Origin of the sequence: Geothrix sp., from assembly GCF_020622065.1 — a bacterium.
Classification (GTDB): Bacteria; Acidobacteriota; Holophagae; order Holophagales; family Holophagaceae; genus Geothrix.
Genome location: NZ_JAHRYQ010000001.1, coordinates 494,208 through 520,096 on the forward strand (window position 1 = coordinate 494,208; position 25,889 = coordinate 520,096).

Genomic DNA, 25,889 nt, shown 5'->3' on the forward strand with positions numbered 1-25,889 from the left:
GGCGCCGCGTTCCCGGGCGTTCACTGGAACATCCCCTTGGCCAGGAGGCGCCCGCCCTTCATGAGGAGCCGGCCCTTGGCCACCACCGTGCGGATCTCCAGGTCCCTGGGGTCGAGGAGGACCAGGTCGGCATCCATGCCGACCGCGAGCCTCCCCTTGGTCCGGAGCTTGAGGATGCGGGCCGGATTGGCGGTGACCATGCGGAGGGCGGTCTCGAGGGCGATGCCCTCCTCCAGCACGGCCTGCCGCACGGCGGGGAACAGGGAGGTGACCCGGCCCACGGAGATCTCCTGCAGGCGACCGCTGGGGTCCCAGTCCGGCAGGCTGCCCTGGCCGTCAGAGGTGAAGGTGATCTGGCCGGGATCCACGCCGGCCTCCAGCATGCGGCGCAGGGCCTTGGCGCAGGGGATCTCGCCATCCTCGAGGTACGAGGGCAGGGTGGAGGTGGTGAAGTCCACGAACCCGCCGCCCTTGGCGTAGGCGATGCCCTCCTCGAAGAGGCGGGGGTTGCGGTTGATGTGGGTGGGCCACATCTGGGTGGCAGCCAGCTCGGTCTCGGCGACGACGCGCCGCAGGAAGTCGAGACCCCGGGCTCCATCGCCCAGGTGGACATTGACGATGCCCGCCTTGCCGGACAGCATGCCGCCCCGCCGCGCCATGGCCACCACCTGCGCGAAGGCCTCGAAGGTGGGCTGGCTGGAGCGGTGGTCGGAGAGGGCCACCTCGCCGGCGCCGATGACCTTGTCGATGAAGAGGAGATCCTCCTCGAGGGAGGGCATGAGGGTGCGCAGGGGCAGGCCGTAGGATCCCGAATAGACGAAGGTGCTGAGGCCCTCCTCTTCCAGCCCCTTGGCTTTGGCCAGCAGGCCCGCCATGTTCCGCGTGTAGCCGTCCGTGCCCAGACAGCCCACCACGGTGGTGACGCCGCCGAAGATGGCGTCGGTGAGGGGCAGGTCCGGCGTCCGGGTGGCGAACCCCCCTTCGCCGCCGCCGCCCATGATGTGCACATGGCCGTCGATGAAGCCCGGCACCGCCTTGAAGTTCCGGGCGTCCACCACCTCGCAGTGCTTTTTGGGGATGCGGATGTCCGGCTCCATGAGCAGGATCTTCCCGCCTCCGATGAGCAGGTCGCAGCGCCCTCCGGGCTCCGGGGCGTAGACATCGGCATTCTTGATCAGGAGCAGCATGGGGACTCCAACCGGGCCGCGCGGCCGGCAGCGGGTTCAGAAGAGGCGTGAGACGGGCAGGTCGGCGCCGGGGACCGCCAGGTCGCGGAAGCCGGGGTAGCCGTAGAGGCCATAGAGCAGGCAGGGCTCGAGCACTTGGATGGCCCGCCGGGCCAGGTCCTGGTCGAGGGGGACGATGAGGGTTCCCACGGGGAGATCGAGCTCCGATGGACGCTGGCGCTGGACGATCTGGCGGTCCTTGTAGCGCTGGTACAGGTCGTCGTAGGGCGCTTCGAGGCGGAGCAGGCGGACCCGCTCCCCCGGCGCCCGGCGGGGCGCGGCCAGGGTCTCCCAGCGCAGGCCCTGGGCCTCCAGCACCGGGATGAAGTGCGCGGCGGCCGTGGGATCGATGGCGTAGGCCCTGGGGGTGGGCACGCTGCCCTTCACCACGAGATCGGTCATGGCGTTGGCGGTGGGCACCTCGACCGTGCGGCCGGTGGCCACCTCCCGGACCGGCACGGACCGGGTCTGGCCGCCGAGGTTGGCCCAGAAGACATTGGTGGCGATGAAGGGGGGCAGGGGCTCCCGGCGGGCCCGCTCTGAAAGCGCCCGAACCCGGTCGCGCCAGGCCCGGTCGCCGAGCAGGTGGCGGTAGAGGATGCGGTAGCCATCCACCCGCTCGCCCAGGTCGGCCTGGGGATCGGCGGCGCGGTGGCGGACGCCGGCTTCGATGATGAAGGAGAGGGCCCCCAGCGTGCCCATGCCGTTGCGGCCGTCGTCCACTTCCGGCGTGGAGGGCCGGATCTCCTCATCGGGAGGCGGCCCGCCCACGCTGTAGCGGGCGTAGGGGTGTCCGGCCTTCGCCTGGAGGGGCGCAGCGGAGGTCACGGCCGCCAGCCCGGTGGTCTTGAGATACGACGGGATCAGGGGATGATTCGCCGCATCCATGGTGATGACGGGCCAGGCCTCCCAGCCCTTGGCGGCGTAGCTTTCACCGTCCCGTCCGAACTCGTGGCCGTCCACCGCGAGGTGCGGCTGGACGCGGCGGGCCACCCGGTGGAGGGCGCGGGTCTCGGGCTGGGCCAGGAGGAGATGGTCGCGGTTCAGATCCGCCCCCGCCCCGTTGACCCGCTGGTGGGCCTCGGCCCCGTCGGGATTGAGCATGGGCATCAGGTAGAGGTCCACATCCTCCGGGAGGAGGTGGGGGCGCTCGGCCAGGTCGCGCACCAGGGTGAGCAGGGCGTCCTTGCCGGCCACCTCGTCCCCATGCTGCTGGGCGTAGAAGAGCACCCGGAAGCGGGCCTTGGCGCCGCCCCGGTTGAGCCGGACCAACAGGAGCTTGCGGCCCTGGGTGCTCAGGCCCTCCTCGCTGACGGTGATGAAGTCCGGCTTGGCCACGCGTTCGAGAAACGCCAGCATCTCTCCATAGGTCACCGTCTGGCGCAGGGTCCGATGGTCTTTCGGGAAGGGCGCCTGAAGGGGCGTTGGACGGGACCCGGCCAGCCCCGGCAGCGCCAGCAGCAGGAGGACCGGAACGGAACGCAAGAAGCCCGCGCCGGTCATCGCTGGTAGACCTTGCGCGTGGCCAGGTCGATGGCCTGTCCCGGGCGGAGGAGGTGGATGCGGAGGTCCCAGAAGGAGGATCCGTCGGCGGTCATGTCCGAAGGGTCGAAGACCATCACGGCCCGCTCGCCCAGGACCACGGCCTTTCCGGCCTTCACCACCAGGGCCGTGGCCTCGTCGATGCCGAGGCCGAGGTGGTCGCGGCGCTCCATGATGAGGCTGAAGAGGCGGTTCTCCCGGCCCCGGCGCAGGAAGTGCTGATCCACGACCACCCGTTCCGGCAGGAATCCCATGCCTTCCCGGGTGCGGTAAGCCCCGGGGCCGAATTCCGTGAGGGCCTCCTTGCCGTTCCGGTCCTCGCCCGTGAGCATCACCTTCGACATGATGGCGGCGCCGGCGCTGGTGCCGCCCACGCCGGCCCCGGCCGCATAGCGGGCGAGCACGAGCTGCTGGAAGGGAGTGCCCACGATCTTGTCGCCCACGAGGTTCTGGTCACCCCCCGAGAACCAGAAGCCGGTGCAGCGCCGGGCGCGGTCCAGGAGGGCCGGATCCGAGGCATCCTCCCGCGTGCGGATGTCGAGGGGGACCATGGTGAGCCCCGCCTGCTCCAGGTCGGCCTTCCACTCCCGGAGGGCGCCATCGGGATCGCTGGTGGAGGTGGGCACGATGCCCACCACCCCGCCCTTTCCCCCGGAGGCCTTCAGGAAGGCCTCGAGGATCACCTGGGGCATGCCGCCGCCGCCGACGATGACGAGGGTGCCCTTGGGAGCTGGGGCCGGGGGAGCCGTGGCCGGGCCCCCGGCCGCCAGGATCGAGCCGGACAGGTCGAAGGCGAGGGCGAGGGCGAGAAGAAGTCGGTTCATGGTTCCATCCCATCACACAGCGGCGGGGCGGTTGTCCACGCGCCCCGCCGCTCAAATCCCGTGCTGGCCGTCCGAAGGATCAGAATAGGAGCTTGGCGCCCAGACGGAAGGTCCGGGGCGGCTCCTGGTCGAGGACCATGCCGTAGTAGGCGCTGCCGTAGCGTTCGCCGCGGGAGGTCACGGCCGCGTCGTTCAGCACATTGAACACATCGCCGAACAACTCGAGCGCGCGCTTGCCGCCGAGGCTGAACTTGTGGGACACGCGGAGGTCGAGCAGGCGCCGGGCGTCGTAGGTGCTGGCACCGAGTGGCTCGATGTTGATGTAGTAGCGCTCGCGGTTGCCCAGGCGTGAGGTCTGCATGTACCGGGTGTAGTGGAGGCCGCTGAGGTAGACGAAGCTGGCGTTGAACCGCGTTCCCCAGGGGGCCTTGTACGAGGTCCGCAGCTTGAGCTCGTCGTCGTTGAACCCGGGCAGGTAGCCGTCGTTGTTGTACATCGTGCCGACCCACTCCCGGCCCGAGGAATACCCGTTCGACTTCAGGAGGTTGCCCTTGTTGCTGGCCTTGGTGACGCTGAAGGACATGTCCCAGTTCGGTGTGAAGCGGCCGTCCAGGGAGAAGGTGGTGGCCGAGTAGGTGCGCTTGGCGTCCGGATCGTTGGTGATGTAGTAGTCGTGGGTGCCGTCCGCGTTGACGCCGGGCCGCTGGAAGGTCAGGGTCTGGCTGGTCAGGGGGTTGGTCACCGAGGTGGTCGAGGCGGACAGGGGCAGCCGGTCGTAGCGGGCCAGCAGATCCTTTCCGTTCCGGCGCACATAGCTGGCCGCCGCCGTCCAGTTCTTGCCGAGGCGCTGCTCCACGGCGAACTGGATCTCGTCGAAGTAGGGGTGCTTGATGTTCGGATCGAGGGTGCTCTGCTCCGAGACGCCGTTGCGGTAGTTGTCCGGCGTGAAGGTGGGCAGCGGCACATCGGCGAGCGGGTTGCCGAGGTTGGTCAGGCTGAGCACCTGGGCGTCATCGTAGTTCGGCCACCAGTAGCGCTTCTCCAGGGGGTAGGCGCCGGGGATCGCGCGGTCGTAGTTGGCGCCGGAGAGCCCGTCGTAGTAGCGGCCGATGTGGCCCTTGAGGGCCAGGGTCTTGGAGGCGTTGGGCGTCCAGGTGAATCCGAAGCGGGGCGCCAGCGTGGTGGTCTTCCACAGATCCCCGCCCTTGAATTCCTCAAAGCGGAGGCCGGGGCGCAGGATCAGCTGGTCGTTGACAGTCCACACATCCTGCACATAGAAGGTGTTCCGCTCCAGCTTGGTGTCGAAGTCGTAGCCGCCGCCCACCTGGACATAGTCCGTGTAGACCGTGTCCCCGTCCGCGATGGCGTTCAGGGAGATGCCACCGGGATACCAGGCCTTCTCCTTGTCCTTGGCGCGGTCGATGTCGAGGCCGAACTTCAGGGCGTGGGAGCCATTTCCGGCGGGAATGTACCAGTCGAGGGACGCCAGCAGGCCCAGGCGGCTGCGGGTGTTCTCGAAGGACTGGTAGGCATTGTTCATCTGGTCGAAGCCGAAGTATTTCGCGTAGCCCGGGATGGCGGCGTTCGCAGGCACGCCTCCATCGACATAGAGCGAGTACGATTCGCCGTTGTAGGCCTTGTGATCGTCGATGCCGTTGTAGCCGCTGGCCCGGAGGGTCAGCACCATGTTGCTGTTCAGGGCCTGCAGCCACTCGAGGCCGAAGGTGAAGTTCGGGCCGTCCTGCTTGCGGGTGGCCTCGGCCGCCAGGGTGCGGCTGGCGCCGCGGTGGTCGGTCTGCACGGTGTCGTAGTCCAGGAACAGGGAGAGGGTCGCCGTGGGCGTCGCCTGCAGGGTCACATTGGCCATGGCCCGGGGCGTGGAGCGCTTCTCGGAGACGGGGCTCCCCACGGGCGTGCGCTCGATGGAGATCGCTTCGATGGAGAAGAAGTACCAGAGCTTGTCCTTGATGATGGGACCGCCGATGTTCAGGGCGAGGTCGGAGGCGGTGTCGCCCACCTTCCGGACGATGATGTCGGGCAGGGAGGGATCCGCCACATTGCGGTTCGCGCTCCAGCTGTCCTTCTGGTAGTAGCCCGCCAGGGACCCGGAGAACTGGTTGCCGCCCTTCTTGATCATGCCGTTGAAGTAGGCGCCGGAGAATCCGCCGAACTCCGCGCCGGCGCCGACGCCGCCGATTTGGACCTCTTCGAACCAGTCCGGGTTGACCTGCACCCAGGCCTGGCCGGCGGAGGAATCGCCCACATTGATGCCGTTGATCAGGTAGGCGTTGGCATTGTCGCGATCACCGCCGAACCCCGAGGCCGACACCCGCGCGCCGGAACTGACGGTCAGGTTGACGCCGGGCGTGAGGGCCGCGATGGCGGCGATGTCGCGCTTGATGGGCAGGTTCTCGATGTCCTCCGCCTTGAAGTTCCGGGTCGTCGTGGAAACCATTTCCTCGGCGCCGGACCGCCCCACGACCTCGACCACCGCCGAAGCCTCGGGGGACAACTTGAAGTCCACCACGGTGGTCTTGCCGAGTTCGGCGACCTCCTCGGCCTTCCGGGTGGGGAAGCCCTTGGCCTCCACCGTCATCGCATAGCGCCCCGGAGGGAGGATCGGGATGCGGTAGCGTCCGTTTTCGGAGCTGACCGCCGTCCGGCTGCCGCCGATCAGCGATTCGGAAGTCACGCGGACCACGGCCCCCTGGATGGGCTTGCCGTTCTGATCCAGGATCGTGCCCGTGAGGGCCGAGCTGGTGGTGCTCTGCCCGATCAGGGCCGCGGGACACGCCACCAGTGCCAGGACGAGCGCACTGAATCTGGAATTGCCAGAGCCTCTAGCCATCACGCCTCCCGAAAAGTTTTGGATTGGTGACGAAAAAGTAATGCTTTTGCTAAAAGCGAGTCAAGTTTTTTTTCATCGACCCCCGTGGACCTGTAGCCACCCGCCGCCGGACGGGGGCCGGGCGGATTCAAGCGACCGAGGGGGCCTCAGGTCTTGGCGAACTTCCGCTGGGCCACCCGCTCGACCTCGCGCAGCTTGCTCAGGGCCTTCTGCGGGGCTTGGCTGGCGATGGAAGTGGCGATGGCATGGGCCAGGACGCCGAAGGCCGTCACGCTGTGGGAGAAGAGGAGGTTCTCGCCGGGGATGGGCAGGGCCAGGGTGGCCGACTTGGCCAGGGGCGAGTTGAGGCTGTCCGTGAACACCAGGACCGGAATGCCCCGCTTGCGGGCATAGGCGGCGGCGTCGAGGGTCTCCTGCGTGTAGGGGTTGATGCTGATGGCGATGAGCAGGTCCCGGCCATCAAGCATCCCCACCTGGGTGGCGAAATCAGCAGGGTTGCCCTCCACCACCGGCAGGCCGGTGTTGATCAGGAGGTAGGCCAGTTGCCGGGCCATGAGGGCCGAGACGCCATCCCCGATGGCCACGCGGATGCGGCTGCCCTTCAGCTGCTTCACCACGCGCTGGAGGAGATCCTCGTTCACGGCCTGGACGAGGGTTTCGATGTTCCGCACATCGCGCCGGGCCACCTCCAGGAGCGTGGCGGACGCCTGCCGGGGGGCCTGCAGGAGCTGCTCGCCCCGGCCGTAGTGTTTCTTGGCGACGCTGACGAGGGCCTTCCGCATCTCCAGATAGCCGGAGTACTCCAGCTTCTTCGCGAATCGCACCACGGTGGCCACGCAGGTCTGCGACTTGGCGGCCAGCTCCTCCACGCCCCAGAGGGCCGCCTCGTTCATGTGGGCGATGAGGCAGTCGGCGATCTGGCGTTGGCTGGGGGACAACCCCTGGGCACCATGCAGGCGGTTCAGCAGGGGGGTCTTCGAGGCGGACATGGGGCCAAGAATAGCGTGGTCAAGCGGGAAGCTCGATCTGCTCGGCCCCCACGAAGGCCGCCAGCCGCTCCAGGGCCTCGTCCAAGCCGCGCCGGCGGGCCTTGGTGGCCTTGATCCCGGGCTCCCACCAGAGCCCCTTGATCTCCAAGACGCCGCGGTCGCGGTGCAGCTTGGGATCGAGGCGGCCCACCAGGCGGCCGCCCTCGAGGATGGGCAGCACGAAGTAGCCGTACTGGCGCTTGGGCTCGGGCACGAAGGCCTCGAAGCGGTAGTCGAATCCGAAGCGGCGCAGCGCCCTCGTCCGGTCGCGCAGGATGGGGTCGAAGGGGCAGAGCAGGCGGGTGCGGTCCGGAGGGTCGGGCAGCCGGGCCAGGCGGGTTTCCCAGTCCGCCAGCGCGTAGGCGGGGCGGGTTTCGCCATCGACCCCCTCCACCGCCACGGGCACGATGCGCCCCTCGGCCTCCGCGGCCCGGCACCAGGCCCGGGCCTCGGGCGCCTCGATCACCGCCCAGAAATCCGCCAGCTCCTTCGGCGTGAAGAGCCAGAGCCGTTCGGCGGCGGTGGCGCAGGCCCACTCCAGATGTTCGGCCGGGCCGGGGCAGGGCCGGTCGTGATGATCCGGCAGCACGCGCTCGGTGAGGTCGTAGAGCTTCTGGAAGCCTTCGCGGCGCGGTATCGCCAGTTCGCCGGTGCGCCAGAGGAAATCCAGGGCGGCCTTCTGGGGTTTCCACCCCCACCAGGGACCGCGCTTCTCCGGATGCTCGAAGTCCGAGGACTTCAGGGGGCCTTCCTGCGTGATGCGGGCTTTCACATCGGCCACCACGCGCCCGCCGTCCGTGCCGCGGAAGTGGTGCTGCCACCAGGCGTGGGCATGGATGCGCGCCCGGTCCCGCTCGAACCGGGGCTTCCAGTGCGGGAACCAGACCGTGGGGATGGCGGAGGCATCGTGGGTGAAGCCCTCGAAGAGACTCCGCTTGTCCTCCAGCAGCTTTTTCAGCTGCTCGGGCCGGTAGCCATCCAGGCGGCTGAAGAGCGTCAGATCATGGGCCCGCGCCAGGATGTTGATGGTGTCCACCTGCACGAAGCCCAGCCGTTCGATGAGGGCCTGGAGCGAGGGCACGGTGGCCCGGCGGCCGGGATCGTCCAGCAGGCCCTGGGCCCCCAGGAAGAGGCGCTGGGCGGCGGAAGCGGAGACGAGAGGGAGCACGGACCACCTGAAAAAAGCCAACCGCAGAGGACCAGAGAGCGCTGGGAGAAGAGGCCGGTTCCAGGATGCCCGGACCCGGGACACCGCAAAAGGACCGGCCTGTGTTTGGGGCCTTTGGGGTCAAGGAAGAACGGGCCCCAAAGAACCCAAAGGGCGCCCAAATAAACCGCGTTCTCTGCGCGCTCGGGGTTCGCTGTGGTGAATGGTTGGGTTCAGATCTTCGCCGCCAGCTCGGCCCCCTGCCGGATGGCGCGCTGGGCATCGAGTTCGGCGGCCAGGTCGGCGCCACCGATCAGGTGCACCGAACGGCCCAGGGCCTGCAGGGGCTCCGCGAGGCTGCGCTCGGAGACCTGGCCTGCGCAGAGGACGATGCTGTCCACGGCCAGACACTTGGATCCGGCATCCTTGCCATCGCGGATCCAGAGGCCCGCGTCGTCGATGCGCTCGTAGTGGATGCCCCCCTGCATCTTCACCTTCATGGCCTTCAGGCCGGCGCGGTGGATCCAGCCGGTGGTCTTGCCGAGCCCGGCGCCCATGCGGTCGGTCTTGCGCTGCAACAGGAAGACCTGACGCGCGGGCTCCGGTGGCTGGGGCGCGGGGAGCAGGCCGCCCCGGAGGTCGTGGGTGCCGTCCACCCCCCACTCGCTCAGGTACCGTTCGACCTGGGGGGTGGCGTCAGGCTGCACCAGGAACTCGGCCACATCAAATCCGATGCCCCCGGCTCCGATGACGGCCACGGTCTTTCCGGCCGTCTTCCGCCCGGAGAGCAGGTCCGGATAGCTGATCACCTTGGGGTGGTCGAGGCCCGGGATGTCGGGCGTCCGGGCCCGCACGCCCGTGGCGAGGATGACCTCCTCGTAGTCCGAGAGCAGCTCCACGGTGGCCCGCTCACCCAGCCGCACAGTCACCCCCGCGGTGGCCAGGCGCCGCCCGAAGTAGCGCAGCATCTCGTAGAACTCCTCCTTGCCCGGCACGCGCTTGGCGAGGTTGAGCTGGCCCCCCAGCTCCGGGCCCGCCTCGAAGAGGGTGACCACATGGCCACGCTCGGCGGCGTGACAGGCGAAGCTCATGCCCGCGGCGCCCCCGCCCGCCACGGCGATGCGGCGGGGGGCGTAGGCCGGCGCGAAGACCAGCTCGGTCTCGTAGCAGGCCCGGGGGTTCACGAGGCAGGTGGCCCGCTTCTGCTGGAAGACATGATCCAGGCAGGCCTGGTTGCAGGCGATGCAGGTGTTGATGTCCGGGGCGCGGTCCTCGGCGGCCTTCTTCACGAACTCCGCGTCCGCCAGCAGGGGCCTCGCCATGCTCACCATATCGGCGCAGCCGCTGGCCAGGAGCTCCTCGGCCACCTCCGGCGTGTTGATGCGGTTGGTGGCGATGAGCGGGACGCCCACCTCGCCCTTGAGCTTCTTTGTCACCCAGGCATAGGCCCCGCGGGGCACCATGGCGCCGATGGTGGGCACGCGGGCTTCGTGCCATCCGATGCCCGTGTTGATGATCGTGGCTCCCGCGGCTTCCACGGCCTGGGCCAACCGCACCACCTCCTCCCAGGTGCTGCCCTCGGGCACGAGGTCCAGCATGGAGAGGCGGAAGATGACGATGAAGTCGCGTCCCACGGCGCCGCGCACGGCCTTCACCACCTCCACGGGGAAGCGCATGCGGTTCTCGTAGGACCCCCCCCAGCCGTCCGTGCGGCGGTTGGTGCGGGCGGCGATGAATTCGTTGATGAGGTAGCCTTCGCTGCCCATGATCTCCACGCCGTCGTAGCCGGCCTGCTTGGCCAGGGCCGCGCAGCGGGCGTAGTCGCGGAGGGTCGCGCGGATGCCACGCTCCGAAAGGGCCCGGGGCCGGAAGGGCGTGATGGGGCTCTTCACGGAGGAAGGCGCCACGCTCAGGGGATGGTAGCTGTAGCGCCCGCCGTGGAGGATCTGCAGCGCGATCTTCCCGCCCTCGGCGTGGACGGCTTCGGTCACCTTCCGGTGCTTGCCCACCTGCCAGGGCCAGGAGAGCTGGGAACCGAAGGGCGTGAGGCGGCCCCGCAGGTTGGGAGCGATGCCGCCCGTGACGATGAGGCCCACGCCGCCCCGGGCCCGCTCGGCGTAGAAGGCCGCCAGCTTGGCGAAGCCGTCCTTGGCCTCCTCCAGGTTCGTATGCATCGAGCCCATGAGCACGCGGTTGCGCAGCATGGTGAACCCGAGGTCGAGGGGGGCCAGCAGGCGGGGGTAGGGCACGGGCACTCCGGGTCAGTGGGGCCAGTGTAGGGCCTGGACGGACCTACCCGGAGCCAGGGAGCGGGCCCTAGCCCCCTGCCGGGGGGTCATGCTTGGTCCGACGATAGTGGCGGCGGGCCTTGGCGCGGTTGCCGCAGCTGGCCATGGAACACCAGCGCCGGGACCGGCCGCGGCTCTGGTCGAGGAACAGCCAGGTGCAATGGGCCCCGCCGCATTCCCGCACGGGCGCCGTGGCCTGGGTGAGCAGGTCCGCCGCGGCCCGGGCGATGGGCCAGAGGGGCGAGGTCAGAGCCGCGGCATCGGGTCGCCAATGCCAGACCAGCGTCCTCCCCTGGAGGCCGAGGCGCAGGTTCGGCAGGGCTTCCCGGAGAGCCGCATTGAGCCGGGCCAGGTCCGGGCCTGGGATCTCCCGGTCCTGGGCCCGGGCGGAGAAGATGCCGTACAGCGCCTCGCGCAGGCTCCGGGCGGCCTCGATCGCCGCCGCGGCGGCCGGGGCCTTGGCGGCGGCCCGGGTGGCCAACGCCGCCTCGCCCACGGGGTCGATCAGGCCGGTCTGCCGGGCGAAGGCCACCAGCTGCGGATAGGTCTGCAGCCCGTCCGTCTCGGGCCGGCCGCGGTCACCCCAGGTGTTCACGAAATCCAGGCAGAGATCGCCCCCCGACAGCTCGAAGGGGCCTTGGGCGGCCAGGGCAGGGGTTTCGTCCACCCCTAGATGATAACCCAAAGATCTACCTTGACAGGTTAGAAATGAGCTTCATATTTAACCTCCATTTAGCATCAAGGAGGTTATTCATGGCCCAGACCCAAACCTTGACCTCCACCGGTCTGGCGGACCAGCTTGAGCGCGGTTTCCGAGGCGGCGCCTGGCATGGGCCGGCCGTAATGGAGCTGCTTGCGGGCGCCGATGCGTCGTTGGCCCAGTGGCGACCGGGCCCCGCCAGCCACTCCATGGCGGAGCTCGCGGGCCATCTGGCGTACTGGCTCGCGGATGCGGAGCGGCAGATCGTCGGCGCCCCCCGTCTGCAGGGTGGACCGGGTTCCGATTGGGGTCCCGCCGCGATGGACTCCGAAGCCGCCTGGCAGGCGGTCTGCGCAGCCCTGGAGGAGGCCCATGGCCGCTTGAGGACCGCCGTCCTCCAGTTGGAGGAAAGCCGCTTCGACGAGGCCAGAGCGGGCTCCGACACCACGATCCGCGGCCTTCTGATGGGCACATTGCAGCACAACGCCTACCACGCGGGCCAGATCGCCCTGTTGCGGAAGCTGGCGGAGGCGGCCGGCGGGAGGCCGTCGTGACCCCTCTGGAAACCCGGACCCTCGAACGGCTCATCGCGCGCCGGGATCACCTGGCCGACCTGACCTCCTCGCGGAAGGAAGGCCAGTGGGTGGATCTGATGCGGCGGGCGGATGCGGCCATCGGCGCCATCGAGATCGGCACCTGGGGCACCTGTGCGGTGTGCCACGATCCCATGAGTGCCAGCCGCATGGCCCAGGACCCGCTGCTGACGGTCTGCCTGGAATGCCTGTCCGAGGCCGAGCGCCGGGGCCTGGAGCGGGACCTCCAATCCGCTGGCAAGGTGCAGCGCACCCTGCTGCCGCCGCCCCACCTGGTGCAGAACGGCTGGGAGGTGGCCTACCACTGGGAGCCCCGGGGCGTGGTGTCGGGCGACCATGTGGACTTGATCGCACCCGCCGCGCCTGGAGATCCCCTTCACCTGCTGCTGGGCGATGTGTCGGGGAAGGGGGTGGCCGCTTCCCTGCTGCAGGCCCACCTGCACGCCCTGTTCCGGGCACTGGTGCCCACCGGGCAACCGCTTCCGGACCTGTTCAGGCGGGCCAACGAGCTCTTCGCGGACGCCACCTCCTCGGTCAGCTATGCGACCCTGGCGGCCCTGCGGCTGGCTTCGGAGGGCCGCTTCTCGATCGCCAATGCGGGCCATCCCCGGCCGCTCCTCGCCGATGGCCGGGGCGTGCGGCCCATCGAGGGCGGCGGCCTTCCGCTGGGCCTGTTCTGCGATTCCGTCTACGCCGAACGGGAGCTGACGCTGCGCCCGGGCCAGACCCTGCTGCTCTACACGGACGGCTGGACGGAGGGCTCCCGGGACGACCGCGAGTTCGGCATCGGCCGGGCCGCCGCCGCCCTGCGCCGGAGCGCCGGGCTTCCCCTTCCGGACCTGCTGGCCGCCTGCCGGGCGGACCTTGAGCACTACCTGGCGGGATCGCCCTGCGGCGACGATCTCACCCTGGTGGCGGTGCGACGCGCCGCCGCCTGAACCTCCGCGATCAGTCGCCCTCGGTCTTCTCCACCACGATCACCATGCGCGTGAGCACCGCGGCCAGGGCCCCCACGGCGGCGAAGATCGGCAGCAGCGCCGCGCCCACCAGGCCCAGGGTCAGCGGGATCTCGATGAGGGTCTTGCCCTCTTCGTTCTTCAGGATGATCCGCCGGATGTTGCCCTGGTGGATGAGCTCTTTGATCTTGTCGAGGACCTTGCCGCCCTCGAGCTTGAATTCCTCGGTTCGGGTGCGGCCGGATGCGGCGTCGGTGGGCATGGGGGATCTCCGGGGTCAGGCGCAGACCAGCAGATGCCGGGCCAGCCAGGTTTGGAAGCGGCCCAACAGCAGGGCCAGGTGCAGGGTGAGGGGGACGAGGGTCAGGCCCGCCAGGCCGCAGAGGACCGCCGTCAGGGTCGGATGGGCGGCCAGCCAGGCGGGGCCGCCGAGGTCCACGCTGGAGGTGCCGGTGGCATGGAGCAGGCTCAGGATCGGGACCGCCACGAGGGCCAGCCCCATGGTGAGGAGGGTGACCAGTACCGTGAAGTAGACGACACCCAGGGGCATGAGCAGCACGAAGTAGAGCAGGCTGGTCCAGGTGCGGCGGTCGCGGACCAGGACCCCCAGCCGTGCGGCCCAGCCCTCGCCGACGGGCAGCAGGGGCGGGACCTCGGCCTCCTCACCACCCACCAGGGCCTTCAGCCAATGCCTCTCGGCCACGGCCAGGAAGCGGGTGCCGGACAGGAAGAGCAGCGCCACGGGAAGGCCGATGATCAGGATGGCCAGGCCCAGGCTGAGGGAGAGCCCCGTCACCGCGTAGGTGAAGGCGAGGATGCCCGTGGCCAGGGAGAGCAGCAGGTAGAGCAGGGTGGTGTAGGCGCGGCGGGAACTCAGGATCTCGAAGAAACCGGGATGGGAGGGGGACAACAAGGACACGGGGCCTCCGGGACACCCCCAATGTACGAGCCGGCGCCGGTTTGGGCGCCTGGAACCGGCGAACGGAAGGCGGGCATCGGCGAAGGAACGGCTGAGTGCGGAAGAGCCCGAGCCGAGGCCTCAATTGTCGTAGCAGGGGCCGACTTCCCGGACCTCGACGGTGGCCCATTCCGCGGCGGGGCAGGTCGCCGCGATGGCGACAGCCTCATCCCGGGTTTGGCAATCCAGGTAGAAGAAGCCCCCGACCATTTCCTTGGACTCGGAGAAGGGACCATCCAGGAGGGTGCATCGACCCTCCCGCACCTGCACCCGCACGCCCTCCCGGTCGGATCGGAGCGAGTTGGTGGCCAGGAGCAGGCCGCGGGCCTGCAGATCCTCCGAGAAACGAACCATCCGGTCATAGACGGCATGCCCCTCCTCTGGGGTCCGGCTCGGGCGCTGCGCCCGCGATTCCAGGATCAGCAGCATGTAGGGCATGGGGATCTCCTTCCGGGTGGGTTGAGAGGCTCAGGCGTCGCCGCAGGCGGCGGCCCGGTCGAGGAGCAGCTTCCGCTCCCGGGCGTTCCGCACGAGACCGGCCGCCCGCTGGAACTCGCTCCGGGCCTCCCTGGCGCGCCCCAGCTTCGCGAGGAGGTCGCCTCGGATGCTCGGGAGCAGGTGATAGCTCTGGAGCGCCGGCTCAGAGGTGAGCGCGTCGACGATCTCGAGACCCGCCGCGGGACCGGAGGCCATGCCCAGTGCCACGGCCCGGTTCAGCTCCACGATGGGCGAGGGGGTGAGGTGGGCGAGCGTCTCGTAGAGGGCGGCGATGCGGGCCCAGTCGGTGTCGGCGGCCGTACGGGCGCGCGCGTGGCAGCCGGCGATGGTCGCCTGCAGCGCGTAGGGGCCCGGGGGCTCGCCCAGCGCCAGGGCCTGCGCATGGGCCCGCTCGAGGGCGGCCAGGCCGCGCCGGATGAGGAGCTGGTCCCACCGTCCGCGATCCTGGTCGAGCAGGAGGATGGGTTCGCCGTCGGGCCCCACGCGCGCGCGCAGCCGGGAGGCCTGGATCTCCAGGAGGGCGACCAGGCCGTGGGCCTCCGGCTCCTGCGGGACCAGCCCGGCCAGGATGCGGCCGAGCCGCAGGGCCTCTTCGCAGAGCCCGGGCCGGATCCAGTCCTCGCCGGCGGTGGCCGAGTAGCCTTCGTTGAAGATGAGGTAGATCACTTCCAGCACCGAGGCCAGGCGGTCGCGGAGCTCGGCCCCGTGGGGCCCTTCGAAGGGAACCCGGGCCTCGGCCAGGGTCCGCTTGGCCCGGACGATGCGCTGCGCGACGGTGGGCTCCGGTACGAGGAAGGCGCGGGCGATCTCCTCGGTCGTCAGGCCCCCCAGCAGGCGCAGGGTGAGCGCGGTCCTGGCCTCGGGCGAGAGCCGCGGATGGCAGGCGATGAACATGAGCCGCAACAGGTCGTCCCCGATGGGATCATCCAGTCCGGCGTGGAAGGCCTCCATGGCCGTCTCCTGCTGGGCCTCGAGTTCCCGTCCCAGGGCCTCGTGCTTCAGCTCCATCAGCTTGATTCGCCGCAGCCGGTCGATGGCCCGGTGCTTGGCCGTGGCCATGAGCCAGGCCCCGGGGTTGTCGGGGACTCCCGTTCCGGGCCACTGCTCGAGGGCGGCGACGAGGGCATCCTGGGCGAGTTCCTCCGCCAGATCGAGGTCGCGCACCATCCGCAGGAGCCCCGCGATGAGCCGGGCGGATTCCATCCGCCAGACGGCGTCGATGGCTCGATGGGCGTCGGATGTCGTCACATGGGAATCAGACCAGCTTCGCCCGCGGGCCGCAACCTCCCGCGACGGCCTCGGCCTTGTTGAGCGAGGAGGTTTTGCTCGGCACGCCTCGGCGCAGCTGGCCGGAAGGTGGATATCAACCTCGTATGGCCTCTTCAATTGAAGCGATGTCGATTTTCTTCATGGGCATCATGGCCTTGAAGGCACGCTTCGCGACCTGGCCGCCCCTCGCCATCGCCTCGGTCAGAATGCGCGGCGTGATCTGCCAGCTGACGCCCCACTTGTCCTTGCACCAGCCACATTGGCTTTCCTGGCCATCGTTTCCGACAATCGCGTTCCAATACCGGTCCGTCTCCTCTTGGTCCTCCGTCGCGATCTGGAACGAAAAGGCCTCGCTGGGTTTGAATTGAGGCCCGCCATTCAAGCCAATGCACGGTATTCCCGCGACAATGAACTCCACGACCAAGGTGTCGCCCGTTTTGCCATCCGGATAGTCCGAAGGGGCCTTGTGGATGGCTCCGAGATGGCTCTGCGGGAAGATCCCGGTGTAGAAGCGTGCCGCTTCTTCTGCGTCACGCTCGTACCACAGACAGATCGTGTTCTTGCTCATTTGGAAGTCTCCTGTCAATGCTTCAAAGGCCGCTTCAAAGGCCCAGAGGCCTTGTACGAATTGAAGGTGATGCCGGAGGGAAGGGCCTTCGTGCTGACAAGCTCGAACGAAAGGGGTGGGATTCCCTCTGCAAAGAAGCGCTTCCCCGTGCCCAACAGGACTGGATAGACGGCCAGCAGGACTTCATCCGCAAGCCCGTGTTCGAGGAGCGGGGAAGTCAGGGTGGAGCTGCCCGAGAGGATGAGGTCCGGGCCGTCTTGCGACTTGATGCGGCGGATGTCGTCCAAGATGTCCGGTCCAAGGCCCTCGAACGGTCCCCACTCAAGGCTTTCCGGATGATGGGTCGCGATATGTTTCGTCGCCGCGTTGAGGGCGTCGGCCATCGGACTGCTCGGCGCCTTTGGCCAGAAGCCCGACCAGATATCGTAGGTGCGGCGGCCAAGCAGCAGATCGAAACGCCCGCCATACGCCGCCAGCATGGCATCCCGGCCAGCAGGCGTCCGATAAGGCGCAGTCCAGTCGCTGTAGGGGAAACCGTCGCCATCGGCGGAATGCTGGATCACGCCGTCCAGCGACATGTGTTCGATGATTTTGAGCTTTCGCATCGGAGCCTCCAGGACCTGGGGCGGGCGTTTCCAAAACACCGTGAGGGCCTGGCCCAGGGATGGGCGCGCCCCGGCACCTCACGGCTGCCGAGGCGCCAGCCTCGTTTCAACCGGGCTGTTTGCCAGGCGGGACCGCGGACGGATCCATCCACATCGGCCCCCAGGTGTGCCCGTCCGGATCGGTGAAATCGCGGCCGTACATGAAACCAAGGTCCTGAATGGGGTTGATGTCAGACACCCCGCCATTAGCGGCCGCCGCGGTGTTCATCGCATCCACCGCCTCCCGGCTCTCGCAGGAGAGGGTGAGCATCACCTCACTGGAGGTTGATGGCGGAATGGCCCGTGTCGTGAAGGTGTGCCACTTGGCATGGGTCAAGAGCATCACATAGATGGCCTCGCTCCACACCATGCAGGCCGCAGTCTCGTCCGAGAAGGTGGGATTGTTGGTAAAGCCAAGGGATGTGTAGAACGCCATCGATTTCTTGAGATCGGTGACGGGCAGGTTCACGAAAATCATTTTGGGCATCGAATGCTCTCCTTGTCGGTGGGTGATGGGGCCGTTGCGTCTAGGCCTTCTGGGCGATCTGGGCACGCAGGCTTTCCTCCTGCTCCCGCAATTCGGGGGTGAACTGAGGTCCGAAATCCTCAGCTTCGTAGACCTGGCGGAGCTCGATCTCGGCTGCCTCGCCCGTGGGATTGGGGCAGCGCTTGATCCATTCGACGGCCTCCGCCATCGACCGGACCTGCCAGAGCCAGAAGCCGGCGATCAGCTCCTTCGTTTCGGTGAAGGGCCCGTCGATCACGGTCCGCGTCGCGCCGGAGAACCGCACCCGCACGCCCTTCGAGCTGGGGTGGAGCCCCTCCCCCGCGAGCATCACGCCGGCCTTCACCAGTTCATCGTTGTAGCGGCCCATGTCGGTCAGGAGTTTCTCGTCGGGGAGAACGCCGGCCTCCGTGTCGTGGGTTGCCTTGATCAGGACCATGACGCGCATGATCACGCCTCCTTGGTAAGGGTTGAGGTTGGAAAAGTGGATCGTCTGGAACATGGACTGGGATCAGGGCTCCCAGACTTGGCGGATCTCGCTCTCCCCGTCGCCCGCTGTTCGGAGGAAGCGCTTGGTGTGCTCGATCGCCTCTTCCTTGGAAGCCACCTGGATCAGCGCATAGCCCCCCACCAGCTCCTTGGACTCTGTGAAGGGGCCGTCGATCACAGCGAACTTCCCGTTTGAGAGGCGGACGCGCACGCCGAGGGCACTCGGCAGGCAGCCTTCGGTGGCGAGCAGGACACCGGAAGTCCGCATGTCCTCGATCAGTGCGTCCATCCCCGCCATGTCCTGGTCGCTGGGTGGCGTACCTTCCGGTCGGCTGGGCTTGTAGAGGCAGAGAAATCGCATGGTGGGTCTCCTGAGTTCGTGGGCGGGATTCCGGGGACGGAGCTACTTCCGGAGCGGGAGGAGCGCACCCAACCGTGCCTCGCGCAGGTACAGGCCTCCCCAGACCAGCGCGGCCACATAGGTGGGGAAGAGGATGTGCGAGAACAGGGGATCGCCGACCCGCACATGGGTGGCGATCGCGCCGCCCAGGTAGCCCGTGAGCAGGATGGCTCCGAGCATGGAGGTCCTGGGAACCGCGTAGAGCGCGACGCAGACGAGCAGGGTGATTCCGAGGGGGCCCGCGACATTCTCCGAGTAGCCGAGCTTGGCGAAGGCGTCGAGGACCGGCGGCACCCGCATCGCTTTGGCGACACCGTCGAAGGCCAGGAACAGGATCGGCAGGGCACTGAGGATGCGGCCCGCCCAGAGCCATCGGGTTGGGGCGGGGGCCGGGGCGGGGACAGGGGTCGGGACGGGTGGGGTGTGGGTGGGCAAGGGGGCCTCCGTGGGACGCGCTTCGGATGGGAACCGCGGGGTGGCTTCCGCACGGGATGGCGGCAGGCCCCGGATTCTACTCATGCGTCGAATGGGAGGTGGCGGAATCGACAGGCTTTGAATCTTTTTTTATGATTAATTATTAAGTATTTTATTTGCTGCAAATAAGTTCATAAGCTGCCCGCCCCCGAAGAAGCCGGAGGCACTCATCCACCCTCCCGAAACGGAGACCGGCGGCGGTCAGCCCAGGTTCGGCACGCGCCAGAGGGCCAGCTCCTCACCCAGGGCGGGCACGGGCAGCAGGCCGTTCTCCACGGCCCCGTCGTCGCTCTCGGCCTCGCAGAGGTAGGCGGCGACGGCGCCCAGGGGTTGATCCGTCGGCACCAGCGACCACCCCGCGGGTGCCTTCCGGGGGCCCCGCCGCCAGGAGACGGACAGTTCGCCCACGGCGGCGGCCTCCAGGATGGCGCGGCCCTCTTCCGAGCCCAGGGCCTCGACCAGGGGCACCTCCACCTCGAAGGCGCCCAGGGCCTCCTGGAGGGAGAGGCCATGCTGGCGCAGGTGGGCCGCCACGGAGGGGGGCACCAGATAGGCCGCCGGGCGGTCCACCACGGTGGTGCCCACGAAGCGGCCAAGGTGGGGGATCGTCACGGTGGAGGGCGCGCCCTCCAGGGTGCGGGGCGTGCGCGTGAGGATCTCCACGGGCCGATCGAAGCGCTCCAGGCCGTAGCGCACGGCGATGCGCTCCCGGGGCGTCTGGCTCTCCGTCACGGTCTGCAGGACATCGTCCCGATGCGCGGCCACATGCTTGAGCGTCTCCAGCATGAAGGCGTAGGCCGTCCGCACCCGCTCCGAGAACGGGATGTACGAGTAGCACTCCAGCAGCAGGTCCATGCGGCTGGTGAGGCCCCGGTAGTTGCTGCCGAAGCGGGGGTGGTGCGGGTAGGTCATCCAGCCTTCGCGCACGGGCGCGCCGGGCTCGGCGTCGCGGTCCGCATCCAGGGCCCGCTCGTCCTCCACGAAGTTGCCGTACCAGCCCGCGTCCAGTCCGTGGTTCGCCTTGAGCGCGGCGGTGACGGGCGGCAGCAGGCGGTTGCGCATGTACTCGATGGGTTCGCCCCGGCCGCTCTCCACCGTGTGGGGGATGTCGTAGGTCATGGAGAAGCGGTGCACCGAGCCGTTGGTGGCGTGGTTGTCGATGGTGAGGTCCGGCGCCCAGGGCTGGCAGACGCGGGTCTGCAGCAGGCGCATCTCGACGCCCTCCTGCCGCAGGTAGTCGCGGTTCAGGTTGATCTTGGCGGCGTTCACGCGGGTGCCCACGCCGCTGTCGGGCCCGAGCTGGCCCGTGAGCTTGGGCAGGTGCAGCTTGCGGTTGCCGGGGTCGATGGCGTCGTTGCCGTCGGGGTTGAAGAGGGGCACCACCACCAGGGTGAGGTCGGCGAGGATCTGGCCCGCGTCCAGGCCGGGCTTGCCGTCCAGGAGGTCGCGCACCAGCATCAGGCAGCCCTCCTTGCCTTCCACCTCGCCAGCGTGGATGCCGCTGATGACCAGGACCACCGGTCGGCCCAGGCTGCGGGCCTCCCCGGGAGTCGTCACGCCGTGGGCCGACAGCACCAGCAGGGGCAGCTCCCGGCCCTCAGGGCTCACGCCGAAGGAGGTGACATGCAGGCGCTTGTCGCCCTTGGCCTCCAACCCGGCGATGAAGGCCATCACATCCGCATGGCGGCTGGTCTCCTCGTAGCGGGTGGCTTCGGCGCGGGTGAGCAGGGACATGGAGACTCCGGAAGAGGTTGGGCATTCTCTCGCCGGAGGGGTCCGGCTGCTAGCGTTTCGCCACGAGCTCGATCTCCACCGCGGCGCCCAGGGGAAGCTCGGCCACGGCGACGGTGGTGCGGGCGGGGTAGGGCGCCCGGAACCTGGATTCGTAGGCGGCGTTCATGGCCTGGAAGTGGGCCATGGTCGTGAGGTAGACATTGACCTTGATGACCTGGTCCATGGTCAGCCCGGCATCGCCCAGCACGGCTTCGAGGTTGTCGAAGGCCCGGTGCGTCTGGGCCCCGATGTCGCCCGGCACCAGGCGGCCCGTGGCCGGATCGATGGGCGTCTGCCCCGAGAGGTAGAGCAGGTCGCCCGCCCACACGGCACGGGAGTAGGGCCCGATGGGCGCCGGTGAACCGGGTGCGGCGACGGGGATGCGGGTCGGGGTGGGGGCCATGGGATCTCCTGCTCGGGCCTTCGGGGGGCGTGCTTCAGGCTAGCGGAACGCCACCTGCCGGAGTTCCGCGCGGAAGAACTCGCCCTCCGCGTCGAAGCGCGGCGTGCCTGGATGCCAGCCCACGCGGAGGCGGGTGGGGATGGTCAGGCCCTGGAAGGTCGCTTCGGCCTCCATGAGGCCGCCGAAGGGCTCTTCGCGGAAGTCCCCGCCGCCGGGGTTCCCCCAGCGGGGCAGGCGCACTTCGCACACGCGCCCCGCCTCGTCGGTGCGGAGGTGCAGGTCCCCCGGCTCGCCGTCCACCGGCACCTCGGCGCGGAGGCGGTTCTCGCCCTCCTGCGTCCAGGTCACGGCAGGATCCGCCAGCAGGGAGGGCAGCCAGATGGACTCCGCCCGCAGGCGGCCCCGGGCCGAGCGGGTGATGTCCGGGCCCTCGGCCCTGAGGAGGGGGATCAGGTCGAAGAGGGCCCAGCGCATGGACCCCCGACCCTCCAGCAGGCGGTCCGAGCCGCGGATGGTCAGGCCCTTCATCCGCACCTTCGCGGCCCAGATCATGCCCCGGCCCCGCACGATGACCTGTTCGGCCTCGAAGGGATGCCAGCCCTTCAGGCGGATCGTGCCCGTCATGGAGAGGCGCACGGCCTCGGGCAGCCGTGCGCCCGGGGCCACCGCATGGTTCAGGAAGCGCTGCACCCCGGAGGGCAGGGCCCGCCGCGCGGAGGGATCATAGGCCTCGGTGCCCGGTGCGACCGAGCGCCAGAGATCGTCGAGGGACAGGGGCCGGGTCACGCACTGCCTCCTGGGTCGGGCTCAGAGGCTCCGCTTCAGCACTTCCAGGCCCATGTGGGAGACACGATAGCGGCCGATGGCCCGCTCGCGGATGAGGTCGTGGCGCTCCAGGTAGGCCAGGTCGGCGTCCGTGGCCCCGGCCTTCACCAGGTGGTCCCGCGGCACATCCGGGTGCTTGGCCACCACCTGGAGCAGGGTGAGTTGGCGGGGGGTGATGGCATCGGCCACGGGGGCTCCTAGGGGCTGGTCTGTCGGCGGTAGCTGGGGCGGTGGAGGTCCGAAATCTGGACCGTGAGGCTGAGCCGCATCTTCCCGGCGGTGAGGGGGAAGGCGGGCTTCAGCACCGCCAGCAGGGCCTCGCTGAGCCCGGCCTTCACCTCGTCCGGGCGACCGCCGAGGATCTGCAGGTTCAGGGTGACGAAGGCCTGGTCCGGCGCCCCGTCGCCGATGACGAAGGTCTCGTGCCGGATCACGCGGCTCTTGATGTCGGCCGCCGTGAACAGGCCCGTGTCCGCCAGGGTTCGGTTGACCTCCCGCAACAGGCCCGTCCAGTCGGGCGCGTCCAGGAGGTTGGCGGAGTGTTCGAGGAGGCAGTGGGGCACGGGCCAGTCTAGCGCCGGAGGCCGGGTTTCCGCGCGACGCCCTTGCGGCCGCCCTGGTCCCAGTAGCTGGTCTCCTCCGCGAAGCAGATGTTCTCCAGGTCCGTGACCCGCTCCTGCAGGCAGGCCTGGGCGTCGGCGATGGCCTGGTTGTAGATGGCCGGGCCGAGCTCCTTCAGGCAGAACGAGAGGAAGGTCCCCGCCCCCAGATCGCCCACGCTCTCACCGTATTCCTCGGCCACGAAGCGCTGGATGGCGCCGTGCAGGCGCTTTTCGGTGTCGGGGGAGAGCTTGATGTCCATGGGGGCCTCGCGGATCGCCTCGGGTTCCAGTGTGGCTGCGGTTGACGGGGGGAGGAAACGATGGACAGAGGCCACTTGGATGGACAGGGCCACTTGGATGCCCGGGGCCTCCGCGATGGCTCTATCTTGTCGGTGGACCGGCCGGTGGCCGCTGCCCGGGAGACACCATGCCGCCCCCCCAACCCAGTCAGGCGCCCGGCCAGACGCTCGGCCAGACCCTCGGCCCCGACGGCCGGCTGCTCTTCCTCAGCCGGGCGGCGCGGATGTTCTCGTACGGGTTCCTGTCGGTGGTGCTGGTGCTCTACCTGGCGGGCCTGGGTTTCGGCGAGGGGCGCATCGGCCTGCTGCTGACGCTGACCCTGGTGGGCGACACGCTCATCTCGCTCTGGATCACGCTCCATGCCGACCGCATCGGCCGCAAGAAGATGCTCGTCCTGGGCGCGGCGCTCATGGTGGTGGCGGGGGTGCCTTTCGCCCTCAGCGGGGACTTCACGGTGCTGGTGCTGGCGGCCACCTTCGGCGTCATCAGCCCCTCGGGCAACGAGGTGGGGCCCTTCCTGGCCATCGAGCAGGCGGCCCTCTCCCAGCTGCTGCCCGAGGACCGCCGCACCGGCGTCTTCGCCTGGTACAACCTGGCCGGCTCCTTCGCCACCGCCACCGGCGCGCTGGCCGGGGGCTGGGCCGCCCAGGCCCTCCAGGCCGCGGGCCTGGCGCCCGTGGCCAGCTACCGCGTGCTGGTGTTCGCCTACGCCGCCGTGGGGCTGATCCTCGCCCTGCTCTTCGCCAAGATGTCCGGGGCGGTGGAGGCGCCGCCTGCCGCCATCGGCGCCCCCACCAACCGCATGGGCCTGCATGCTTCCAGGGGGGTGGTGCTGCGGCTGTCAGCGCTGTTCTCGCTGGACGCCTTCGCCGGCGGCTTCGTCATCCAGAGCATCGTGGCCTACTGGTTCCATGTGAAGTTCGGCGTGGCGCCGGGAACGCTGGGCTCCATCTTCTTCGCGGCCAACATCCTGGCGGGCCTCTCCGCCCTCTACGCCGTGCGGCTGGCCCGCAAGATCGGCCTCGTCCGCACCATGGTCTTCACCCATGTCCCCTCGAATGTGCTGCTGATCCTGGTGCCGCTGATGCCGAACCTGCCGCTGGCCATCGCCGTGCTGCTGCTGCGCTTCAGCATCTCCCAGATGGATGTGCCCACGCGCCAGGCCTACACCATGGCGGTGGTGGCCCCGGACGAGCGGTCCGCCGCCGCCGGTGTCACCGGCATCGCCCGCACCACCGGCGCCGCCATCTCCCCGGTGCTGGCCACGCCCCTCCTGGCCATCCCGGCCCTGGCCGGGGCGCCCTTCCTCATCGCGGGGGGCCTCAAGCTCCTGTACGACCTGCTGCTGTACCGCAGCTTCCAGGCGTCGGAAGTCGGCAAATCGGAAGGGGCCTGAACAGGTAATGCACCACAAGGTTTAATATTGGATTAAAACGATTAAATTATCATGTTACAACATAAAAAATACTAGACACAAACAATGAATGGGGACCACGCTCGGGACCGCCCTCTGGAGGTGGGCTTCCATGCAGCAGTCCCTCTTCTCCTCTTCCCTCTGCTTCCGGCTGGCCTTCCTCGTGGCGCCGGCCCTGCTCGCCCAGAGCGGCCCCATGCCGCCGCCCCCCCTGATGCTCTTCGTCCGCGAGGAGGTCAAGCCCGGCCATGGGGCCGCCCACTCGGTCACGGAATCCGCCTGGACGCGGACGCTCACCAAGGGCAAGTCCGCGGATCACTACCTGGGCATGAACGCCCTCACCGGGGCCAGCGAGGCCTGGTTCATCATGGGCTACGCCAGCTTCGCGGACTGGGAGGCCAAGCAGAACGAGTTCGACAAGAACCCAGCGCTGAAGCACGAGATCGAGAAGATCTCCCAGCAGGACGGCGACCACCTCACCGGCACGCGCACCTTCCTGGGCACCTACCGCAAGGACCTGAGCTACGGTCCGCCCGTGGAGATCGGCAAGATGCGCTACATGCGGGTGCGGACCTTCCGGATCAAGCAGGGCCAGGGCGGAGCGTTCGAGGAGGGCGTCAAGACGGCCCTGGCCGCCTACGAGAAGAGCCACTACGCGGCCTCCTTCGCCTTCTACGAGGTGGCCGCCGGCACCGGCTCGCCCACCTTCATCGTGCTGCGGCCCCTGAAGTCCCTGGCCGAGCTGGACGGCATGGCAGACGCGGAGAAGGCCTTCCAGGGAGCCTTGGGCGAAGAGGGCCGCAAGGGCATGCAGAAGGTCTTCGCCGAGACGGTGAATGCCGTGGAGAACCAGCTCTTCGCCTTCAACCCCAAGCTGAGCTACCCCGGCCCCGGCGTCGTCGCCAGCGATCCCGGCTTCTGGACGGTCAAGCCGCCAAAGGAGGGCGCGAAGTAGCCCGCCCGGTCCTTAGGCGACACGGCTGCGGAGGGCGGGAGGACCGCCCTCCGCAGCTTTACCTTCAGGCTTCCGGCGCGAAGGGATCAGAATGGGGGTTCTCACCCCCGGAGTTCCCATGAAGCGCCTCACCAGCCTGCTGCTCCTGCCCCTCTGCCTGCCCCTCTCCTTGTCCGCCCAGGAACCGAAACCCGCCGCCCCGGCCAAGGCCGCCGAGAAGGTCAAGGTGGCGCCACCCGCCCGCCGGGACCAGGAACTGGAGAAGCGCCAGGTCCAGGCCGACCGGCTGGCCCGGGAGGCGCGCCAGCAGAAGCTGCGGGCGACCCAGGAGAAGACCCGGCAGGCGGCGTACAAGCGGGCCGAAGCCGAGGCCCTGAAGAAGGCCGACGCGGCGAAGCGGCAGGCGGAAGGGCTCCAGAAGCGCGCCGACGCCCACAAGAAGCGGGCCGAGGAACTCCACCGCAAGGCCGAGGAATCCTGGAAGGCCTACCAGGCCGCTACCAAGCCCGCCGAGGCCGCCAAGCCCAAGGCCGCCGAGGCGCCCAAGACGAAGCCCGCCGAGGTGGCCAAGGCGAAACCGGCCGAGGCCCCGAAGCCCGAGGCTCCCAAGGCCGAGGAACTGAAGGCCGAGCCCGGCGACAAGAAGGGCTGAAGCCAAGC

29 protein-coding genes are annotated in these 25,889 nt (G+C 69.0%); 5 read left to right on the forward strand and 24 right to left on the reverse strand.

The genetic code is table 11. The features are described 5' to 3' along the window. Nucleotides 1-20: 20 nt before the first annotated feature. From iadA to QZ647_RS02410, 8 genes are all read right to left on the reverse strand, one after another. Nucleotides 21-1,187: a beta-aspartyl-peptidase gene (gene iadA, locus QZ647_RS02375; RefSeq protein ID WP_291270638.1), complete on the reverse strand. Its 1,167-nt coding sequence runs from the start codon at nt 1,185-1,187 to the stop codon at nt 21-23. Between the two features lie 36 nt (nt 1,188-1,223). Beyond that, nucleotides 1,224-2,711: a M14 family zinc carboxypeptidase gene (locus QZ647_RS02380; protein WP_291270639.1), complete on the reverse strand. Its 1,488-nt coding sequence runs from the start codon at nt 2,709-2,711 to the stop codon at nt 1,224-1,226. Between the two features lie 14 nt (nt 2,712-2,725). After that, nucleotides 2,726-3,592 carry a cyanophycinase gene (locus QZ647_RS02385; RefSeq protein ID WP_291270640.1) on the reverse strand — a complete coding sequence of 289 codons (867 nt, stop codon included), beginning with the start codon at nt 3,590-3,592 and terminating at the stop codon, nt 2,726-2,728. A gap of 79 nt (nt 3,593-3,671) precedes the next feature. Next, on the reverse strand, nt 3,672-6,440 hold the full coding sequence (locus tag QZ647_RS02390) for a TonB-dependent receptor (RefSeq protein ID WP_291270641.1): 2,769 nt from the start codon (nt 6,438-6,440) through the stop codon (nt 3,672-3,674). 146 nt (nt 6,441-6,586) lie between these two features. After that, nucleotides 6,587-7,429 carry a MurR/RpiR family transcriptional regulator gene (locus tag QZ647_RS02395; protein WP_291270642.1) on the reverse strand — a complete coding sequence of 281 codons (843 nt, stop codon included), beginning with the start codon at nt 7,427-7,429 and terminating at the stop codon, nt 6,587-6,589. A 19-nt stretch (nt 7,430-7,448) separates the two neighbouring features. Further along, nucleotides 7,449-8,636 (reverse strand): crosslink repair DNA glycosylase YcaQ family protein, encoded by a 1,188-nt coding sequence (locus QZ647_RS02400; protein WP_291270643.1) that lies wholly within the window; start codon nt 8,634-8,636, stop codon nt 7,449-7,451. Nucleotides 8,637-8,848: 212 nt separating this feature from the next. Continuing rightward, nucleotides 8,849-10,864 carry an NADPH-dependent 2,4-dienoyl-CoA reductase gene (locus tag QZ647_RS02405; RefSeq protein WP_291270644.1) on the reverse strand — a complete coding sequence of 672 codons (2,016 nt, stop codon included), beginning with the start codon at nt 10,862-10,864 and terminating at the stop codon, nt 8,849-8,851. 67 nt (nt 10,865-10,931) lie between these two features. Then, nucleotides 10,932-11,570, reverse strand: coding sequence for an ABATE domain-containing protein (locus QZ647_RS02410; RefSeq protein WP_291270645.1), 639 nt, complete (start codon nt 11,568-11,570; stop codon nt 10,932-10,934). An 86-nt stretch (nt 11,571-11,656) separates the two neighbouring features. On the opposite strand from QZ647_RS02410, the gene QZ647_RS02415 reads away from it, so the two are divergent. Both QZ647_RS02415 and QZ647_RS02420 read left to right on the forward strand, forming a co-directional pair. Further along, a complete protein-coding gene (locus QZ647_RS02415; protein ID WP_291270646.1) occupies nt 11,657-12,157 on the forward strand; it encodes a DinB family protein in 501 nt (166 codons plus the stop codon). Beyond that, nucleotides 12,154-13,134, forward strand: a complete 981-nt coding sequence (locus tag QZ647_RS02420; protein ID WP_291270647.1) for a SpoIIE family protein phosphatase — start codon at nt 12,154-12,156, stop codon at nt 13,132-13,134. The genes QZ647_RS02415 and QZ647_RS02420 overlap by 4 nt, the downstream gene beginning before the upstream one ends. Nucleotides 13,135-13,144: 10 nt before the next feature. Here QZ647_RS02420 and QZ647_RS02425 read toward each other — a convergent pair whose 3' ends face one another. The 16 genes from QZ647_RS02425 to QZ647_RS02500 form a co-directional block, all read right to left on the reverse strand. Further along, nucleotides 13,145-13,414 (reverse strand): DUF4342 domain-containing protein, encoded by a 270-nt coding sequence (locus tag QZ647_RS02425; RefSeq protein ID WP_291270648.1) that lies wholly within the window; start codon nt 13,412-13,414, stop codon nt 13,145-13,147. 15 nt (nt 13,415-13,429) lie between these two features. Beyond that, the gene (locus tag QZ647_RS02430; RefSeq protein WP_291270649.1) at nt 13,430-14,071 is read right to left on the reverse strand and encodes a sensor domain-containing protein; all 642 of its coding nucleotides are present in this window, start codon (nt 14,069-14,071) and stop codon (nt 13,430-13,432) included. A gap of 120 nt (nt 14,072-14,191) precedes the next feature. Then, a complete protein-coding gene (locus QZ647_RS02435) occupies nt 14,192-14,548 on the reverse strand; it encodes a YciI family protein (protein WP_291270650.1) in 357 nt (118 codons plus the stop codon). Nucleotides 14,549-14,578: 30 nt separating this feature from the next. Then, nucleotides 14,579-15,811, reverse strand: coding sequence for an RNA polymerase sigma factor (locus QZ647_RS02440; RefSeq protein ID WP_366526149.1), 1,233 nt, complete (start codon nt 15,809-15,811; stop codon nt 14,579-14,581). A 160-nt stretch (nt 15,812-15,971) separates the two neighbouring features. Further along, entirely contained in the window at nt 15,972-16,445 is a 474-nt protein-coding gene (locus tag QZ647_RS02445) for a VOC family protein (RefSeq protein ID WP_291270652.1), read from the reverse strand. A gap of 14 nt (nt 16,446-16,459) precedes the next feature. After that, the gene (locus tag QZ647_RS02450) at nt 16,460-17,050 is read right to left on the reverse strand and encodes a dihydrofolate reductase family protein (RefSeq protein WP_291270653.1); all 591 of its coding nucleotides are present in this window, start codon (nt 17,048-17,050) and stop codon (nt 16,460-16,462) included. A gap of 106 nt (nt 17,051-17,156) precedes the next feature. Beyond that, nucleotides 17,157-17,576: a VOC family protein gene (locus QZ647_RS02455; protein WP_291270654.1), complete on the reverse strand. Its 420-nt coding sequence runs from the start codon at nt 17,574-17,576 to the stop codon at nt 17,157-17,159. A 40-nt stretch (nt 17,577-17,616) separates the two neighbouring features. Continuing rightward, the gene (locus QZ647_RS02460) at nt 17,617-18,042 is read right to left on the reverse strand and encodes a YciI family protein (protein WP_291270655.1); all 426 of its coding nucleotides are present in this window, start codon (nt 18,040-18,042) and stop codon (nt 17,617-17,619) included. A gap of 63 nt (nt 18,043-18,105) precedes the next feature. After that, nucleotides 18,106-18,444, reverse strand: coding sequence for a YciI family protein (locus QZ647_RS02465; protein ID WP_291270656.1), 339 nt, complete (start codon nt 18,442-18,444; stop codon nt 18,106-18,108). A gap of 42 nt (nt 18,445-18,486) precedes the next feature. Continuing rightward, nucleotides 18,487-18,918 carry a DoxX family protein gene (locus QZ647_RS02470; protein ID WP_291270657.1) on the reverse strand — a complete coding sequence of 144 codons (432 nt, stop codon included), beginning with the start codon at nt 18,916-18,918 and terminating at the stop codon, nt 18,487-18,489. Nucleotides 18,919-19,158: 240 nt separating this feature from the next. Continuing rightward, nucleotides 19,159-20,691 (reverse strand): M14 family metallopeptidase, encoded by a 1,533-nt coding sequence (locus QZ647_RS02475; RefSeq protein WP_291270658.1) that lies wholly within the window; start codon nt 20,689-20,691, stop codon nt 19,159-19,161. A gap of 49 nt (nt 20,692-20,740) precedes the next feature. Further along, a complete protein-coding gene (locus QZ647_RS02480) occupies nt 20,741-21,133 on the reverse strand; it encodes a Rid family detoxifying hydrolase (RefSeq protein WP_291270659.1) in 393 nt (130 codons plus the stop codon). Nucleotides 21,134-21,172: 39 nt separating this feature from the next. After that, complete coding sequence (locus QZ647_RS02485) at nt 21,173-21,919, reverse strand: DUF6544 family protein (protein ID WP_291270660.1); 747 nt, start codon at nt 21,917-21,919, stop codon at nt 21,173-21,175. 21 nt (nt 21,920-21,940) lie between these two features. Then, nucleotides 21,941-22,147, reverse strand: coding sequence for a hypothetical protein (locus QZ647_RS02490; RefSeq protein WP_286353912.1), 207 nt, complete (start codon nt 22,145-22,147; stop codon nt 21,941-21,943). Nucleotides 22,148-22,155: 8 nt separating this feature from the next. After that, a complete protein-coding gene (locus tag QZ647_RS02495; protein ID WP_291270661.1) occupies nt 22,156-22,521 on the reverse strand; it encodes a 5-carboxymethyl-2-hydroxymuconate Delta-isomerase in 366 nt (121 codons plus the stop codon). A gap of 8 nt (nt 22,522-22,529) precedes the next feature. Then, entirely contained in the window at nt 22,530-22,820 is a 291-nt protein-coding gene (locus QZ647_RS02500) for a DUF2164 domain-containing protein (protein ID WP_291270662.1), read from the reverse strand. A 167-nt stretch (nt 22,821-22,987) separates the two neighbouring features. On the opposite strand from QZ647_RS02500, the gene QZ647_RS02505 reads away from it, so the two are divergent. From QZ647_RS02505 to QZ647_RS02515, 3 genes are all read left to right on the forward strand, one after another. Continuing rightward, complete coding sequence (locus QZ647_RS02505) at nt 22,988-24,256, forward strand: MFS transporter (protein ID WP_291270663.1); 1,269 nt, start codon at nt 22,988-22,990, stop codon at nt 24,254-24,256. A gap of 130 nt (nt 24,257-24,386) precedes the next feature. Then, on the forward strand, nt 24,387-25,229 hold the full coding sequence (locus QZ647_RS02510) for a hypothetical protein (protein WP_291270664.1): 843 nt from the start codon (nt 24,387-24,389) through the stop codon (nt 25,227-25,229). Between the two features lie 118 nt (nt 25,230-25,347). After that, nucleotides 25,348-25,881: a hypothetical protein gene (locus tag QZ647_RS02515; protein WP_291270665.1), complete on the forward strand. Its 534-nt coding sequence runs from the start codon at nt 25,348-25,350 to the stop codon at nt 25,879-25,881. The last annotated feature ends 8 nt before the right edge of the window (nt 25,882-25,889 follow it).

Bases quoted from the DNA above. Each gene is read 5' to 3' on its own strand.
- QZ647_RS02435 (WP_291270650.1), bottom strand. From the start codon at position 14,548: ATGCCCTACATGCTGCTGATCCTGGAATCGCGGGCGCAGCGCCCGAGC.
- QZ647_RS02475 (WP_291270658.1), bottom strand. From the start codon at position 20,691: ATGTCCCTGCTCACCCGCGCCGAAGCCACCCGCTACGAGGAGACCAGC.
- QZ647_RS02445 (WP_291270652.1), bottom strand. From the start codon at position 16,445: ATGAGCAAGAACACGATCTGTCTGTGGTACGAGCGTGACGCAGAAGAA.
- QZ647_RS02510 (WP_291270664.1), top strand. From the start codon at position 24,387: ATGCAGCAGTCCCTCTTCTCCTCTTCCCTCTGCTTCCGGCTGGCCTTC.
- QZ647_RS02505 (WP_291270663.1), top strand. From the start codon at position 22,988: ATGCCGCCCCCCCAACCCAGTCAGGCGCCCGGCCAGACGCTCGGCCAG.
- QZ647_RS02455 (WP_291270654.1), bottom strand. From the start codon at position 17,576: ATGCCCAAAATGATTTTCGTGAACCTGCCCGTCACCGATCTCAAGAAA.
- QZ647_RS02460 (WP_291270655.1), bottom strand. From the start codon at position 18,042: ATGCGCGTCATGGTCCTGATCAAGGCAACCCACGACACGGAGGCCGGC.
- QZ647_RS02465 (WP_291270656.1), bottom strand. From the start codon at position 18,444: ATGCGATTTCTCTGCCTCTACAAGCCCAGCCGACCGGAAGGTACGCCA.
- QZ647_RS02390 (WP_291270641.1), bottom strand. From the start codon at position 6,440: ATGGCTAGAGGCTCTGGCAATTCCAGATTCAGTGCGCTCGTCCTGGCA.
- QZ647_RS02500 (WP_291270662.1), bottom strand. From the start codon at position 22,820: ATGGACATCAAGCTCTCCCCCGACACCGAAAAGCGCCTGCACGGCGCC.
- QZ647_RS02395 (WP_291270642.1), bottom strand. From the start codon at position 7,429: ATGTCCGCCTCGAAGACCCCCCTGCTGAACCGCCTGCATGGTGCCCAG.
- iadA (WP_291270638.1), bottom strand. From the start codon at position 1,187: ATGCTGCTCCTGATCAAGAATGCCGATGTCTACGCCCCGGAGCCCGGA.
- QZ647_RS02480 (WP_291270659.1), bottom strand. From the start codon at position 21,133: ATGGCCCCCACCCCGACCCGCATCCCCGTCGCCGCACCCGGTTCACCG.
- QZ647_RS02515 (WP_291270665.1), top strand. From the start codon at position 25,348: ATGAAGCGCCTCACCAGCCTGCTGCTCCTGCCCCTCTGCCTGCCCCTC.
- QZ647_RS02425 (WP_291270648.1), bottom strand. From the start codon at position 13,414: ATGCCCACCGACGCCGCATCCGGCCGCACCCGAACCGAGGAATTCAAG.
- QZ647_RS02415 (WP_291270646.1), top strand. From the start codon at position 11,657: ATGGCCCAGACCCAAACCTTGACCTCCACCGGTCTGGCGGACCAGCTT.
- QZ647_RS02440 (WP_366526149.1), bottom strand. From the start codon at position 15,811: ATGGAATCCGCCCGGCTCATCGCGGGGCTCCTGCGGATGGTGCGCGAC.
- QZ647_RS02450 (WP_291270653.1), bottom strand. From the start codon at position 17,050: ATGCGAAAGCTCAAAATCATCGAACACATGTCGCTGGACGGCGTGATC.
- QZ647_RS02385 (WP_291270640.1), bottom strand. From the start codon at position 3,592: ATGAACCGACTTCTTCTCGCCCTCGCCCTCGCCTTCGACCTGTCCGGC.